The sequence below is a fragment of the Micromonospora craterilacus genome (genome assembly GCF_003236315.1).
Classification (GTDB): domain Bacteria; phylum Actinomycetota; class Actinomycetes; order Mycobacteriales; family Micromonosporaceae; genus Micromonospora; species Micromonospora craterilacus.
Genome location: NZ_POTY01000203.1, coordinates 1 through 13,276, shown reverse-complemented (window position 1 = coordinate 13,276; position 13,276 = coordinate 1). Strand labels below are relative to the sequence as shown.

Below are 13,276 nucleotides of genomic sequence, written 5' to 3'. Positions count from 1 at the left end.
CGCCAGCGCGTCGCCGGCCGGGTCGAGGGCAACCCGGCCGGGGCTCAGGTCGCCGGCGGCGGGCCAGCGCAGCAGCAGCCGACCCCAGTCCTCGCCCCGGGCCCCGACCATGGTCACCAGCCAGCCGCTGTCCGGGTCGTACGCGGTGCGGCCAGCCGGCCGGATCCGCCGGGAGTGCTGCTCCCAGCCGTCGAGCAGCAGTTCGGCGCTCTCCCCCGCCGGGTCGTACGCGAGCACCTGGCGGGACAGGTTCTCCAGCACCACCGGGCAGCCGGACAGCTCGGCGGCCTGCCGGACCACCTCCCCCGGGTCGGCGCCCTCCACGGACAGCTCGGTGAACCGCTGGTGGATCTCCTCGGTGGCGCGCAGCTCGGTGAGCTGGGCGTCCACGATCAGCGCGTGCACCGCCTCGGTGATCCGGACGAACGGGGTGGCCCGGCGCAGTTCCACCAACGGCAGGCCGTGCCGCTCGGCGGCGACGGCCATCACCCGCGGCACCCCGGTCAGGTAGCGCCGGCCCAGCTCGACCACCAGCCCGGAGACTCCGACACCGGCCAGGTCGCCGATGAAGGCGCGCAGCCCGGCGTCGTCGCCCGGCAGCCCGATACCCGTGGTGAGCACCAGTTCCCCGCCGCCGAGCAGGGTGGCGATGTCCGGCACCTCGGCCACGTGCACCCAGCGGACCGGCCGGTCCAGCCCGGCCTCCCCGGCGACCAGGCGCGGGGCGCCGTGGCGGACCGGGTCCAGGGCGAGGACCTCACGGACGGTGGGAAACACGGGCGACACGGTACCCGCAGGTCACCGCGAACCTCGACCGTCGGGGCCGGGTTACCACGGGTCGTCGCGTCCCAGCTCCCAGCAGGCCACGGCGGTGGCGGCGGCGACGTTGAGCGAGTCGACGCCCCGCCGCATCGGGATCACCACCCGGGCGTCGCTGGCCTCCATGGCCGCCCGGGTCAGTCCGGCGCCCTCGGCGCCGAGCAGCAGCGCGGCGCGGGCCCGCTGGGCGGGGTCGAGTCGCTGGATGGCGACCGCGTCCGGCGCCGGGGTCATCGCCAGCACGGTGAAGCCGGCGGCCCGCACGTCGGCCAGCGCCGCCGGCCAGGGCTCCAGTTTGGCGTACGGCACGGCGAACACCTCGCCCATGCTGACCCGTACGCTGCGCCGGTAGAGCGGGTCGGCGCAGGACGGGGAGAGCAGCACCGCGTCCACCCCGAGCGCCGCGACCGCCCGGAAGATCGCGCCCAGGTTGGTGTGGTTGTTGACGTCCTCCAGGATCACCACCCGACGGGCAGCGGCCAGCACCTCGGCGGCGGCCGGCAGCGGCTTGCGCCGGAACGAGGCCAGCACCCCTCGGTGCACGTGGAAGCCGGTGGCCTCGCGCAGTACCTCGGGGGTGGCCGCGTACACCGGGGCGTCGCCGGTGTCCAGGTCGGCGAGCTGGTCGACCCGCTTGGCGTCGACCAGGTACGACCGGGCCGGGTAGCCGGCCCGCAGCGCCCGGCGCAGCACCAACTCACCCTCGGCGATGAACAGGCCGTGCGGCGGCTCCCAGCGGGTCCGCAGCTCGACGTCGGTCAGCGCGCGGTAGTCGGCGATCCGCTCGTCGTCGGGATCGGTGATCAGGTGGACGGGCACCCGCCGATTCTGCCCGACCGCCGTCGCCGCGCCCCCACAGGTGTACGCCCCGGTCGGAGCCGGCGCGCGGGCTCCGACCGGGGCGTCTCGCCGCCGTCAGGCGGTGGTGCAGGTGGCGCCGTTGAGCGTGAACGACGACGGTCTTGCGGAGTTGCCGGTGTGGGTGGCCTGGAAGCCGATCCCGACGGAGGCGCCCGGGGCGATGGCGCCGTTGTACGAGACGTTGCGGGCGGTGACCTGCCCCGAGGTCGGCGAGTAGCTGGCGTTCCAGCCGCCGGTGATGTTCTGCCCACCGGGCAGGGTGAAGACCAGCGACCAACCGTTGATCGCACTACTGCCCGTGTTGGTGATGGTGATGTCCTCGGTCAGGCCGTTGTTCCAGGCGTTGACCGTCACCGCGACCCGGCAGGCGCTGGTGCCGCCGAACTGGGTGAAGAACCGCCAGGTCTCGCCCGGAAGCCAGGTCCGTGAGCCGCTGTCTCCCGGCGCGCCGTCCTGCGGTGCGGCGATGTGACCCTCGTCGAAGGCGGCCCACACCACCGGGTAGCCCTCCGCACATCCGGAGTAGGTGGTGGTGCGGTGGGTCAGGCTGCCCTGTGCCGGCTCGGGCGGGTTCTGCGAGGTGCAACCGTTGTTGGTGACGAACCGGTTGCGCAGTGATCGTCCGCCGGAGATGTTGAGGACGCTGTCACGGATGCCGTGCGCCCCGAAGTAGGCGATCCGGCCGGTGCCGCCGCTGCATCCGCTGATCTGCCCGCCGGCATACACTGCGACCGCGCGGAACACATTCGGCCGGGCGCAGGCCAGCGCGTAACTCATCCCACCGCCGTAGCTGAAGCCGAGTGCGAACCGCAGCGTCGTCTCCACGCAGAGGTTCGCCTCGATCTGCCGCAGCATGTCGTCGACGAAGGTCACGTCCTCGCCGCCGGAGTTGGCCCAGCCGTTGTTCAGCCCCTGCGGCGCCACGAAGATCGTGCTGTTGTTCGCCAACTGCCGCAGCCCGTAGTACGACCACACGTCCCGCTGCACGGTCTGCCCGGTGTCCACGTCCACGGCGGTGCCACCGAGCCAGTGGAACCCGAACACCAGTCGGTACGGATTGTTGTTGTTGTAGTTGGCCGGCACCCGCAGGATGTAGCTGCGGCTCTTGCCGTTGCTCTGGATCGTGTGCGTGCCGCTGCTGAGCCCCGGCGCCCGACCACAACCCGCCGTCGCCGCCAGCGTGCCGACGTCCGCGGACGACGCCGTCGCGTTGGGGCTGGTGCCGAGTGTCACGCCCCCCACGGCCAGGACGAGCAGCGCGGCGACTGCGGCGGGTCCGAAAAATGATCTGTACCTCAACATCATGTACCTCATTCCCGCGTCACGATGACGCGCAGGAGGTCCGACTGTGGACCTTGGAGGTGATTGGAGGGGCTCGCGCGATACGCGCCATGCCCCGCATGCACGGTCGACACGGACGGACCGGCGCATCCCAGCGGGACCCGTGCTGCCGTCAGCCGACGTCGCGGCCTCGGCCACTCACCGGAACCCGGAACCGGTGAGGGCGGCCAAGCGCGCCCTGACTCCCGCCTCGAAAGTAACGTGTGAGCGATAACATATCAAGAGATCGGAATGCATCAATCATTGCCGGAACGAGGCGACGTGATCCAAGGCGGTGGTACGTGGCTGGTCAGCCAGACGCCGTTGACGGCCCGGTAGAAGGCGAACCCGCTGCGATGCATGCCGGCGGCGTCGACGCTCAGGATCACCGGTTCGCCGCGTCGGGCGCCGACCGTCGCGGCGGTCCGCTGGTCGGCGGAGAGGTGCACATGGGTACGGCCGCGCGGCTGGAGTCCTTCGACGCCGATGCCGGCCAGGAAGCGGGCGACCGTGCCGTGGTAGAGCACGGGCGGGGGTGTGGCCGGTGCGAGTCGCAGGTCGACAGCGATCGAATGGCCCTGGGCAGCCCGGATCCGGCCGCCCCGGACCTCGAAGCGCTGTTTGTCGGTGCCGGCGACCAGCCGGTCGAGCAGGTCCGGGGTGACGGGCCGGCCGTGCCGGGCCAGCGCGGTGAGCAGGACGTCCACGTCCACCCAGCCGCCGTCGTCGAGGGCGACCCCGACGGCGCCCGGACGGTGGCGCAGCACGTACGCGAGGAGTTTGCTGAGCGCCGTGAGCTGGTCGGTCACGGCTGGTGCCGGATCTGGTCGAGAAGGCCCTGCACCAGGGCCTGGCGCTGTGGGCGCCAGGTCGCCCAGTACCGGACCTTCGGTAGGCCGTCGACCGGCACCGCGCGCAGCCCGGCCGGCAGCCCGACACAGCCGTTGACGATGGTCGCGCCGACGCCCAGTCCGGCCAGGTGCACCAGCAGGTCCCAGCCGTCGACCTCGGCGGCCACCTGCCAGCGCACGCCCGCGTCGAGCAGGGCACGGTCCAACGCGCGCCGATGCGCCCGCCCGGCCGGGGGTACGACGAGATCCAGGCCGTCGAGGTCGCGGAGCCGGACCTGCCGGCGGGCGGCGAGCGGATGTCGGTCGTCGATCACGAGCACCTGCCGGTAGGCGGCGATCTGGGTCGCCTCGAACTGCCGCGTCGGGGGGTCGTGCGCGATGACGGCCAGGTCGGCCTGGCCGGCGGAGAGGGCCGCGAGGGCGGCGTCCCGGTTGGCGGTGATGACGTGTACGCGGCGACCCTGTCCGCCGATCCGCCGGATCGGCTCGGCGATCACCCAGCGCAGCGCGCCCCGGCCCGCCGCGATGGTCACCGTGGGCGTGGAATCGTGGTGGAGTTCCCGCAGGAACTCGTCGGCCCGCCGCCGCGAGTCCAGCGCGTACGCGGCGAGTCGCTCACCGGCCGCGGTCAGCGTCAACCGCCGACCGTCCCGTTCGTAGAGTTCGACGCCGAGCGCCGTCGCCAACTTCCTGATCTTCACGTGCAGGGAGGGCTGGCTGATGTGCAGCGCGACCGCCGCGCTGGTGAAGTTGCGGTGTTCGGCGAAGACCGCGAACGAGCGCAGCGCGTCGGCTTCGAGCAGGTCCCGCCCGGTCATAGTGCACAACTATAGAGCGGTGGCCGAACAATAGTTCCGCGCCGGCATCCCGACGCCGCATCCTGGCCGCATGATCGACAACACCATGCGACGGGAAGCGCGGCTCGGCATCGACATCGGCCGGGTCATCATCGACGGTGCCGCCCACCCGGGCGGCGGTGACACCGCGTTCTTCGGTGGCGACGAGGCCACCATGCTGGCGACTCCCGAGGTGCCCGGTGCCGTCGAGGCCATCGCCCGCCTCGTCCCCCTGTTCGACGGCCGGGTGTGGCTGATCTCGAAGTGCGGCCCCCGGGTCCAGGCCCGTACCCTGCGGTGGCTGGACGGCCACGACTTCTACCGGCGCAGCGGGGTCGCCCGCGACCAGGTCCGGTTCTGCCGGGCCCGGCCCGACAAGCGGGTGCACTGCCTCGACCTCGCCCTCACCCACTTCGTCGACGACCACCCCGAGGTGCACGCCGCGATTCGCGGCGCCGTCACCCACCAGTACTTCTTCGGGCCGCAACGCCGGCCGGTGCCCGGCTACGGACGTCCCGCGCCCACCTGGGCCGAGGTCGAACGACTCGTCACCCGATCGCTCCACTGACGGTGGTTCGCGCGGTCACCGGCGCGGCCGCACGTGCCGCACGGTCAGATACAGCCGGTGCATGGTGATGACGACAGCCAGCCAGGCCAGCCCGAGTGTCCATGCCACCAGCACGTCGGTGAGCCAGTGGTGGCCGAGGAACACCCGGCTCAGGCCCATGGCGACCGCGAACACCACCGCCGCGGCGACGGTGGCCGCCCGGGTACGCCACCGTTGCTGGCGTAGTACGAGCAGGTAGGCCACGACTCCGGCGACGACCACGGCGTTGAGGGTGTGCCCGCTGGGAAACGACGCTGAAGTCTCATACGGTGCGACCGCGTCGGCCAGCGGCGGGCGGATCCGCCCGACGAGGGCCTTCCCGACCGTCGTCATCAGCAGCGACCCGGCGGTGGCCACCGCCATGAGCACCACGGGGCCGACCTGCCGGTGCCAGATCGCCAGCGCGATCGCGGCGACGGCGGCGAGGATCGGCATGATGACCGGCCCGCCGAGGTCGGTGAACGCGGTGACCGCCGCATTGAGCTGCGGTGTACGCGCGGCCATGGCCGCCCGCAGCACCGGCTCGTCGAGGCCCGCGACACCGTCGGTCTCGACAACCGCCTCGTAGATCTCCACCGACACGGCGGTCAGCGCGACGACGAGCACGACGCCGACCAGCAGGGTCAGCGCCAGCACCGGGTACGGGCCGATCCACCGGGCAGCCCGGCTGGCCAGCGCCGCCACGATCCGGCCGAGCCTGGTCTTCCAGACTGTCAGGTCACGCCAGCCGAGGTAGCGGTCGCCCTCGGCCGGGTCGGCCGCCCACTCCGGCTGGCCGTCATGACGATCCTGGGAGGCGCACATCTCGTGATCATGCCACCGGCATCATTGATCCGCGCTGGTCCGACACCCCGAGCGACGGTCGGCCCTGTCGTACCCCGACGGCATGCTGCGGGGGTGGCGGTGGCGACGGCGTACCGCGGAGAGGACGAGTCGGATGAGCGCCGGATTGCCGAGCCGCATTCCCATCGACAACGACGACTACCACGCGGAGCATGTCGGGCGCACCGCCGACGGCCGGCAGTTCTTCCTCACCACCCCCTTCGAACCCGCCATGGACGGCGACGACGACGGTCAGGAGTTCGTCGCGCTCTACCTCTTCGACGCCGACGGCCGATTCCAGGAGGCCAGGATCGACGCCTTCGGTCCCCGAGCCCGGATGGACCGCGCGGCACGGCGGGCGGTCTACGAGGCCCGGCTGGCGGAACTCGGCAAGGTCACCTTCGCCCCCATCGAGGTCGAGCCCTTCGCGGTCGACCGGTTCGGTACGACCTTCGGCCTGATCCCCCGTGAGCCGGAGGGAGACGACGACACCTGGTGGGTCACCGTCGAACCCGGCGACTACATGGCCTTCAGCGAGCCGTGGGACGGCTCGTACGACACCTGATGCCGACTCCGCCGACGGCTTCCGGCTGGCCACCCAAGGGCCGTCCACAGTAGTTCCGGGCGGGTCATGCCGGCTCGGCGGGCGGCCGGCGGGCCGGGCCCCAGGCGACGAACCGGTCGAACAACACCTTCGGCTCCGGACCGTCGTGCGGGTTCAGGTGATAGAGATCCCGCATCGCCTCGTACATCAGACCGGCCAGGTAGATCGACAGACCGGTCAGATTGCCGTCGTACTCCACCCGCAGCAACAGCCGTGCTTCCGCACACGGCCATGGCTGCCCGTCCACCCGGCAGCACCACATCGGCCGCAACGGAGTGTGCGGCAGCTCGCCACCGCCCCCGCCGGGCCGCATCGGGCGGGGGCCACGGCCCGGCATCGGCAGCCGCGTCGTGATCACCAGCGACCCCCGTTCGCCCGCCACTCCTGAGCCAGCGTCAGCCAACCTGGCCGGCCCGGGTGTTGCAGCGGCAACGGCCGCGTTGGCTGAAGCATCCACTCCGGCAGGTGCGAGCCGGCCCTACGTTGCGGCAACACTCCCGGCAACGGCACCACCGACTGCGACGGCAGCACCGACTGCGACGGCGACACCGGCCGCGACGGCAGCAACCGCTGCGGGGCAACTCGGCATCGGAACCACGGGACCCGCACATCGACCTCCCACAGAGAACACTGTGGGTACGTTTCTTGTCGCCAGAGCAGCAACAGATGTACCCACGACAGCTGGCTGGAAGGGGCCGTCCCGACACGGGGGAAGCACCGGGACGGCCCCGAGCAGAACCCGCCCCAGCCCTCCCCGGCGTGGAGCGGATCCGCATGCGTGACAGTCTGCTGAGGGCACCGATACGCTCGGAAGGCATCGAGCCTGGTCACGGTGACGGTCGGCGGATCTTGACGGCCACCCGGCGGCGCTTGGCGATCTTGGCAATCCCTTGGAGGGCGCATGGAAGGTGAGCAGACCGTGGATCTGATCCGCGTCCAGCTACGCAAGCAGCGGGCGCTGGCCGGCATGAACCAGGAGGAGTTCGGCAAGCGGACGAACTACTCGGGCTCCACGGTGTCCGCTGTGGAGACCGGAACCCGTCCGGTCGACCTGCCCTACGCCCGGCGGGCGGACGAGATCCTGGAGACCGGCGGCCTCTTCGAGTCCCTGCTACGCACCGCCCAGCAGGACGGCCAGCCCGCCTGGTTCATGCCCTGGCTGAAGGCGGAGCGCGCCGCCCGGCAATTGCGCTATTTCAATCCGACGCTGATCCCCGGCCTGTTTCAGACCGAGAACTACGCCCGAGCAGTGCTGCGCTTCGACGACACGCGCCCGGAGCAGGAGATCGAACAGCAGGTGGCGGCCCGGCTGGAGCGCCAGGAGATCCTGAAACGCGAACGCCCGCCGCAGGTCGTCGCGGTGATCGACGAGTCCGCCCTACGGCGCAGCGATGCCATCATGGCCGAGCAGCTCGCCCACCTGTTACGGATGGCCGAGCTACCGCACGTCCATATTCACATCATCCCGGCCAGCGCTGGCCTGCACATCGGGCTGTGTGGGCCACTCCTGTTGGCCATGCTGCCGGACGGCACCTGGATCGGGCATCTGGACAGCCAGCTCGGCGGCGAGGCATCCGACACCGAGGAGAAGGTGGCTAAACTTCTGGGTGTATGGGAGTGCGTGCGGGCTATCGCCCTCCCCGAAGACCTCTCGATCGCCCTGATTAAGGAAGTAGAGAGCCAGCATGGACCTCAGTAGCGCCCGTTGGCGGAAGTCCACCCGCAGCAACTCGTCCGCCGGTGACTGTGTCGAGGTGGCCGACAACGTGGCTGGCGTAGTCGCCGTTCGGGACAGCAAGGACCCGGCCGGTCCGGTGCTCGCCTTCGAGCCCGCCGCCTGGCAGTCGTTTCTCGGCTTCGCCAAGCGGCACTGACCGCGTACCCCAAGAGGCCCCGCAGCGTGCGCGCTGCGGGGCCTTCGCCTTCCGACGCGTCAGCTACGAAATCGCGGACGCGGCCACCAGGTACGCGAGCGCCAAGGCGACGACGAGATCCGGTAACTGTGCCAGCATGGCCACCCGCCACAGCCGGTTGCGTGGATTCCACCAACGCTCCGGCAGGTAGTGCACGATCAACGCCTTGGTGCCGTGCAGGCACGCCATGAAGAACGGGAAGAAGGTGAGCAGCCCGCTCACGAAGTACGCCGGATCGGTCAACTCCTCGGCGAGCAGCGAGACCGGGATCGCCACCGCCATCGAGGCGACGAAGCCCACGCCGAGGATCACGAACCACACCGTTGATCGACACATGTGCCGCAGCCCCAGATCGTCGATGTCGTCGCCGGGCAGGGTGAGGTACTCGATCAGCTCGGCCCGTCGGTCCTGTCGCGTCTTGCCATCGAAGCCCAGCAGCCGGGCGATGGGTTCGCTGAGCCACCGAGCCGGCGCCACCACCAGATCCATGGCCCGCCCCTCCGCGCCGGCACTGGCAGGCTGACCAGTCAGTCCCACACCAGACAGAATGGCTTGCCGGCCGGATCGGCGTAGACGCGCCAGTTCGAGCCGGCGCCGTCCAGTCGGGTGGCACCGATGTCGAGGGCGGCCCGTTCCGCCGCGTCCACGTCCTGGACGGTCACGTCGAGGTGGATCTGCTGCGGGTACGCCGGATCCGGCCAGCGCGGCGCGGTATACTGCTCCACCTGCTGGAACAGCACCGGCTGCGCGCCGTCCTCGCCGAGCATGGCCATCCCGTCCGCCTCGTAGGTCAACGGCTTGCCGAGCAGCGCCGCGTAGAAGTGGCTCAGCGCTTTCGCGTCGGGGCAGTCGAGCATGACGCCCATCAGGGTGGTCCGCGGATCATCCGGGTTGGCGGACAGGTCGAACGGGTGGCCGGCCAGGTCAGCCAGGGTGTGCCACCGTTCGTTGCGGCGCAGCAGGCTGGCGCCGAGCTGCTGGGCGCGTTCCGCTGCCGCATCGATGTCCGGTACCCGGAAGTCGAGATGGGCCTGCTGCGGATGGTCCTGGCCCGGCCAGCGGGGCGGCACGTGGTTGGTGGCCCGTTGCAGGCCGATCCGCCAGCCGTCATCGGAGACGAGCGTGATCCACTCGTCGTCGCCGTAGGCGCGTCGCCAGCCGGCGAGCTGCTCGTAGAACGTGGCCAGGAGGTCGATGTCCGGGGCGTCCAGCGCCACGGCCCGCAGTGAGCCGATCGCCCGCCGGTGCGGTTCGGAGGTCATGCCCCCGATCCTGCCGATCCCGGCGCCGGCCCGCCACCGGAAACCGGCGCCGACGATCCGTTCTAATTACCCGGCCGCATCTCCGACGACCAGCAAGATGCCGAGCCGTGGCGCGCCCGGCGGGTGTAAAAAGGAGCAGGCATGTCAACTGAGCCGGAGCCGGGCCGCGCGCCCGAGCACACGAGACCCCGCTATGCCGAAGATCCGATCGTGATGACGGTCGACGGGCAGCGCTTTCGCATTCATGAGCGTGCCGAGAAGCCCGGCGAGTACGACTTCGACTGGCTCAGCGGGCCGCACGACTACGGCTTCGGGATCACCAGAGCCGCCGGCTCCGCCATGACCCTGCCTGAGATGGAGGAGGCCATCCGCAACTTCCTCGCGGAGATCGACCCCGCCACCGGATACCTGCGGGATTAGCAGAGCGGGCGGCGAGGCCGATCGAGGGCGTCGTCGGGAGATTACCCTGTGGCCATGTCGGCGGAGCCGGAAGTGATCGACCTGGACGGGCGCCCGCCGGCCGAATCGGCCGGCGCCGCTGCCCGTTCGGCGATCAGGCGGAAGACGGTCCTGCGCCTGGTCGCCGCCTTCGTGGCCGGTGTCGTGCTCGGTGGTGTCGGTGTCAGTCAGCTGCGGGACTCGCGCGAACAGCGGGAGCGTCTCGCTGCGGTGTCTCTCGTCGCCTTTCCCGACTCGGTCCGCGACGGCACTGCCAACGGCAACGGCGTACTCAAACTGAACGGTCAGCTGACCGTGATCAACGCCGGCCCGGTACCGGTCACGATTCGGGCCGCCAGCGGCCACGGAACGGGCGTCCAGGTCCGTGACACCGGCCGGTCCCCGGTACTACGCCCCGGCGGTACCGGCTCGATCGACATCGAGGTGCACCTTGACTGCGCAACCGCGTTCGGGGACGAGCCATTGTCGATGCGTTTCTCGGTCGAGACCGACGACGAGATGATCACGGAGGTCAGCTACCCGATTGCCACGCGAGGAAGCATCTGGCACAGCCACTCCCGCCTCTGGTGTGCGGACACGCGGTTCCCGGACGGCGACGGCGCCGAAAACTGAGATCGGCCCCTTCTCGTCGGTAAGTACGTGTCCTTACCTGATGTCCCCGAACCACCGACGGGACGACGCGGGTACCAGCAAGAGGCCGACGATGACCGCAGCCCCGGCCATCCGCAACAGCCACAAGGGTTCGAAGTCCTGCACTACGGCCAACATGAGGAATACGGTCGTCCAGAACCGGGCCCGCCCGCTTCGGCGCCACAGGCCGTAGGCCAACGCCAGAAAGAGAACCGGAAGCATCAACTCGGTGACGCCGAACGGAGGGGTCGTCAGCGTCTCGCCAACCGAGCCGGCAATCACCAGCACCATGATCAGCACGGCGACAGCGACCGGCATGGGGACGCGCGGCTCGACCTGCTCGATCATCGGCTCATGGTAGGAGTGCTCCGCCAGGGTCGGCTGCCCCGTCGAACACGTCCCCGATGCGGTGGTTTTGTCCGGGTAAGAAGGGGAATCCGGGGCCACCAGTCGGGAGCGAAGGGCGGACCAGGTGAGCGAAGATCACGTCGGCACGCTCGTGCCGGCCGACCCGTGGCCCCTGCCCCGCGAGGCCACCGTCGCGGACCACATCGTGCAGCGGCTCGCCTGCTGGGGCGTCCGCCGGTACTTCGGCTTCCCCGGTGACGGCATCAACGGCATGACCTCGGCGCTGCAACGCACCAACGAGCAGGCGCAGTTCGTCCAGGTGCGGCACGAGGAGACGGCCGGGTTCGCTGCGTCGGCGCACGTCAAGTACGGCGGCGGGCCGATCGGTGCGGTACTGGTGACCAGCGGGCCGGGTGCCATCCACGCGCTCAACGGCCTCTACGACGCCAAGCTGGACCACCAGCCGGTGGTGGCGCTGCTCGGCCACACCGCGCTCACCGCCGAGGGCGGCGGCTACTACCAGGAGGTGGACCTGCTCGCCCTCTACAAGGATGTCGCGGCGGCGTTCCTGGCCCAGCTCGACCATCCCTCCCAGGTGCGGCACCTGGTGGACCGGGCCTGCCGGACCGCGCTGGCCCGGCGTACCGTCACCGCGCTGGTCCTCCCCCTCGACGTGCAGGATCTGGCGGCCATGCCGAACCCGCCGCACGCGCACGGCTACTACCAGACCAGCAGCGTGCCGAGCAGCGGTCCGACGGTGCCACCGGAGGAGGCCGTCCGCCAGGCCGCCGAGGTGCTGCGCGGAGGCGAGCGGGTGGCCATGCTGGTCGGGCAGGGCGCGCTCGGCGCCGAGAACGAGGTACGCGAGGTCGCCCACCGGCTCGGCGCGGGAGTGGCGACGGCGTTGCTCGGGATGACCGTGGTCGATCACCGGGAGCCGTGGGTGACCGGTGCCATCGGCCTGCTCGGCACCCGGCCGAGCTGGCAGCTGATGAACCAGTGCGACCGGCTGCTGATCGTCGGCAGCAACATGCCGTACTCGGAGTTCTATCCGTCGCCGGGCCAGGCGCGGGCGGTGCAGATCGACCACGACGGCACCCAGCTGGGCCTGCGGTACCCCACCGAGGTGAACCTGACCGGGGACGCCGCGCCCACCCTGCGGGCCCTGCTGCGGGAGCTGGGGCCGGGGCCGGGGCCGACCCGCTGGCGGCAGACCATCGCCGGAGCCACCGCCGCGTGGCGGCAGGCGCAACGGGACCTGGCCGAGCAGGAGGCCGACCCGGTCAACCCGCAGTTGCTGTACACCAGCCTCAGCGACCGGCTGCCCGACGACGTGATGCTCGCCGTCGACTGCGGCACCACCACCGCCTGGTACGCCCGGCACCTGCGGGTCCGCCCGGGAATGCTGGCCAGCCTCTCCGGCACCCTGCTGTCGATGGGCGGCGCCATGCCGTACGCCCTGGCGGCCAAGTTCGCCCACCCGGACCGCCCGCTGGTGGCCCTGATCGGGGACGGGGCGATGCAGATGAACGGGATCAACGAGCTGATCACGGTGGCGAAGTACTGGCGCGGCTGGGCCGATCCGCGGTTCGTGGTGCTCGTGCTCAACAACCGGGATCTGGCGTTCGTCAGCTGGGAGCAGCGCTCCACCGAGGGTACGCCGATGTTCCCGGACAGCCAGCAGCTGCCCGACATCGCCTACCACCGCTGGGGTGAGGTGCTGGGGCTGCGCGGCGAACTGGTCGACCGCCCGGACCAGGTGCCGGACGTGTGGGACCGGGCGCTACGCGCCGACCGCCCGACGGTGATCAACGCCCTGGTGGACCCGGCCGAGCTGATGATGCCGCCGCACTTCACCGCCGAGCAGGTACGCAAGACCGCCGCAGCGGTGCTGCGCGGCGACACCGACTGGGCCGGCATCGTCCGCCGCGGCCTCCCCAGCGT

17 protein-coding genes are annotated in these 13,276 nt (G+C 70.9%); 7 read left to right on the top strand and 10 right to left on the bottom strand.

From position 1 onward, the window contains the following. The 5 genes from C1I95_RS25525 to C1I95_RS25505 form a co-directional block, all read right to left on the bottom strand. A partial coding sequence (locus C1I95_RS25525; protein WP_199523906.1) for a PucR family transcriptional regulator ligand-binding domain-containing protein occupies positions 1-777 on the bottom strand: 777 nt, incomplete at its 3' end. Between the two features lie 51 nt (positions 778-828). Further along, entirely contained in the window at positions 829-1,638 is an 810-nt protein-coding gene (locus tag C1I95_RS25520; RefSeq protein ID WP_111217410.1) for a TrmH family RNA methyltransferase, read from the bottom strand. 96 nt (positions 1,639-1,734) lie between these two features. Continuing rightward, positions 1,735-2,982, bottom strand: coding sequence for a CE1 family esterase (locus C1I95_RS25515; RefSeq protein WP_233513878.1), 1,248 nt, complete (start codon positions 2,980-2,982; stop codon positions 1,735-1,737). Between the two features lie 275 nt (positions 2,983-3,257). Next, positions 3,258-3,809 carry an RNA 2'-phosphotransferase gene (locus C1I95_RS25510; protein ID WP_111217406.1) on the bottom strand — a complete coding sequence of 184 codons (552 nt, stop codon included), beginning with the start codon at positions 3,807-3,809 and terminating at the stop codon, positions 3,258-3,260. Further along, positions 3,806-4,669, bottom strand: a complete 864-nt coding sequence (locus C1I95_RS25505; protein ID WP_111217404.1) for a LysR family transcriptional regulator — start codon at positions 4,667-4,669, stop codon at positions 3,806-3,808. The genes C1I95_RS25510 and C1I95_RS25505 overlap by 4 nt, the downstream gene beginning before the upstream one ends. 70 nt (positions 4,670-4,739) lie before the next feature. On the opposite strand from C1I95_RS25505, the gene C1I95_RS25500 reads away from it, so the two are divergent. Further along, positions 4,740-5,255, top strand: a complete 516-nt coding sequence (locus C1I95_RS25500; protein ID WP_233513877.1) for a hypothetical protein — start codon at positions 4,740-4,742, stop codon at positions 5,253-5,255. 15 nt (positions 5,256-5,270) lie between these two features. On the opposite strand, the gene C1I95_RS25495 is transcribed toward C1I95_RS25500, so the two are convergent. After that, positions 5,271-6,098, bottom strand: coding sequence for a phosphatase PAP2 family protein (locus tag C1I95_RS25495; RefSeq protein WP_111217402.1), 828 nt, complete (start codon positions 6,096-6,098; stop codon positions 5,271-5,273). Between the two features lie 133 nt (positions 6,099-6,231). On the opposite strand from C1I95_RS25495, the gene C1I95_RS25490 reads away from it, so the two are divergent. Next, a complete protein-coding gene (locus C1I95_RS25490; RefSeq protein ID WP_111217400.1) occupies positions 6,232-6,681 on the top strand; it encodes a hypothetical protein in 450 nt (149 codons plus the stop codon). A gap of 64 nt (positions 6,682-6,745) precedes the next feature. Here the strand turns inward: C1I95_RS25490 and C1I95_RS25485 are convergent, their stop codons facing one another. Beyond that, a complete protein-coding gene (locus C1I95_RS25485; protein ID WP_233513879.1) occupies positions 6,746-7,057 on the bottom strand; it encodes a hypothetical protein in 312 nt (103 codons plus the stop codon). A gap of 564 nt (positions 7,058-7,621) precedes the next feature. On the opposite strand from C1I95_RS25485, the gene C1I95_RS25480 reads away from it, so the two are divergent. Together C1I95_RS25480 and C1I95_RS25475 are read left to right on the top strand one after the other, a co-directional pair. Beyond that, positions 7,622-8,419: a helix-turn-helix domain-containing protein gene (locus C1I95_RS25480; protein WP_111217398.1), complete on the top strand. Its 798-nt coding sequence runs from the start codon at positions 7,622-7,624 to the stop codon at positions 8,417-8,419. Further along, a complete protein-coding gene (locus C1I95_RS25475) occupies positions 8,406-8,594 on the top strand; it encodes a DUF397 domain-containing protein (RefSeq protein ID WP_111217396.1) in 189 nt (62 codons plus the stop codon). The genes C1I95_RS25480 and C1I95_RS25475 overlap by 14 nt, the downstream gene beginning before the upstream one ends. Positions 8,595-8,657: 63 nt before the next feature. Here C1I95_RS25475 and C1I95_RS25470 read toward each other — a convergent pair whose 3' ends face one another. Both C1I95_RS25470 and C1I95_RS25465 read right to left on the bottom strand, forming a co-directional pair. Further along, positions 8,658-9,122 (bottom strand): hypothetical protein, encoded by a 465-nt coding sequence (locus C1I95_RS25470; protein ID WP_111217395.1) that lies wholly within the window; start codon positions 9,120-9,122, stop codon positions 8,658-8,660. A gap of 38 nt (positions 9,123-9,160) precedes the next feature. Next, entirely contained in the window at positions 9,161-9,895 is a 735-nt protein-coding gene (locus C1I95_RS25465) for a VOC family protein (protein WP_111217393.1), read from the bottom strand. 141 nt (positions 9,896-10,036) lie between these two features. Between C1I95_RS25465 and C1I95_RS25460 the strand changes: the two genes are divergently transcribed. Further along, a complete protein-coding gene (locus C1I95_RS25460) occupies positions 10,037-10,315 on the top strand; it encodes a hypothetical protein (protein WP_199523905.1) in 279 nt (92 codons plus the stop codon). Positions 10,316-10,369: 54 nt separating this feature from the next. Then, positions 10,370-10,966 (top strand): hypothetical protein, encoded by a 597-nt coding sequence (locus tag C1I95_RS25455; protein ID WP_111217391.1) that lies wholly within the window; start codon positions 10,370-10,372, stop codon positions 10,964-10,966. A gap of 33 nt (positions 10,967-10,999) precedes the next feature. Here C1I95_RS25455 and C1I95_RS25450 read toward each other — a convergent pair whose 3' ends face one another. Continuing rightward, positions 11,000-11,332, bottom strand: a complete 333-nt coding sequence (locus C1I95_RS25450) for a hypothetical protein (RefSeq protein ID WP_111217389.1) — start codon at positions 11,330-11,332, stop codon at positions 11,000-11,002. 124 nt (positions 11,333-11,456) lie between these two features. Here C1I95_RS25450 and C1I95_RS25445 point away from each other — a divergent pair. Further along, positions 11,457-13,276 (top strand): thiamine pyrophosphate-requiring protein (locus C1I95_RS25445; RefSeq protein ID WP_233513876.1); only part of this gene is annotated, 1,820 nt, incomplete at its 3' end.

Excerpts from the sequence above, each read along its gene's own strand:
- C1I95_RS25460 (WP_199523905.1), top strand. The coding sequence starts at position 10,037 with ATGTCAACTGAGCCGGAGCCGGGCCGCGCGCCCGAGCACACGAGACCC.
- C1I95_RS25500 (WP_233513877.1), top strand. The coding sequence starts at position 4,740 with ATGATCGACAACACCATGCGACGGGAAGCGCGGCTCGGCATCGACATC.
- C1I95_RS25480 (WP_111217398.1), top strand. The coding sequence starts at position 7,622 with ATGGAAGGTGAGCAGACCGTGGATCTGATCCGCGTCCAGCTACGCAAG.
- C1I95_RS25515 (WP_233513878.1), bottom strand. The coding sequence starts at position 2,982 with ATGTTGAGGTACAGATCATTTTTCGGACCCGCCGCAGTCGCCGCGCTG.
- C1I95_RS25465 (WP_111217393.1), bottom strand. The coding sequence starts at position 9,895 with ATGACCTCCGAACCGCACCGGCGGGCGATCGGCTCACTGCGGGCCGTG.
- C1I95_RS25470 (WP_111217395.1), bottom strand. The coding sequence starts at position 9,122 with ATGGATCTGGTGGTGGCGCCGGCTCGGTGGCTCAGCGAACCCATCGCC.
- C1I95_RS25485 (WP_233513879.1), bottom strand. The coding sequence starts at position 7,057 with ATGCCGGGCCGTGGCCCCCGCCCGATGCGGCCCGGCGGGGGCGGTGGC.
- C1I95_RS25490 (WP_111217400.1), top strand. The coding sequence starts at position 6,232 with ATGAGCGCCGGATTGCCGAGCCGCATTCCCATCGACAACGACGACTAC.
- C1I95_RS25495 (WP_111217402.1), bottom strand. The coding sequence starts at position 6,098 with ATGTGCGCCTCCCAGGATCGTCATGACGGCCAGCCGGAGTGGGCGGCC.
- C1I95_RS25475 (WP_111217396.1), top strand. The coding sequence starts at position 8,406 with ATGGACCTCAGTAGCGCCCGTTGGCGGAAGTCCACCCGCAGCAACTCG.
- C1I95_RS25450 (WP_111217389.1), bottom strand. The coding sequence starts at position 11,332 with ATGATCGAGCAGGTCGAGCCGCGCGTCCCCATGCCGGTCGCTGTCGCC.
- C1I95_RS25505 (WP_111217404.1), bottom strand. The coding sequence starts at position 4,669 with ATGACCGGGCGGGACCTGCTCGAAGCCGACGCGCTGCGCTCGTTCGCG.
- C1I95_RS25455 (WP_111217391.1), top strand. The coding sequence starts at position 10,370 with ATGTCGGCGGAGCCGGAAGTGATCGACCTGGACGGGCGCCCGCCGGCC.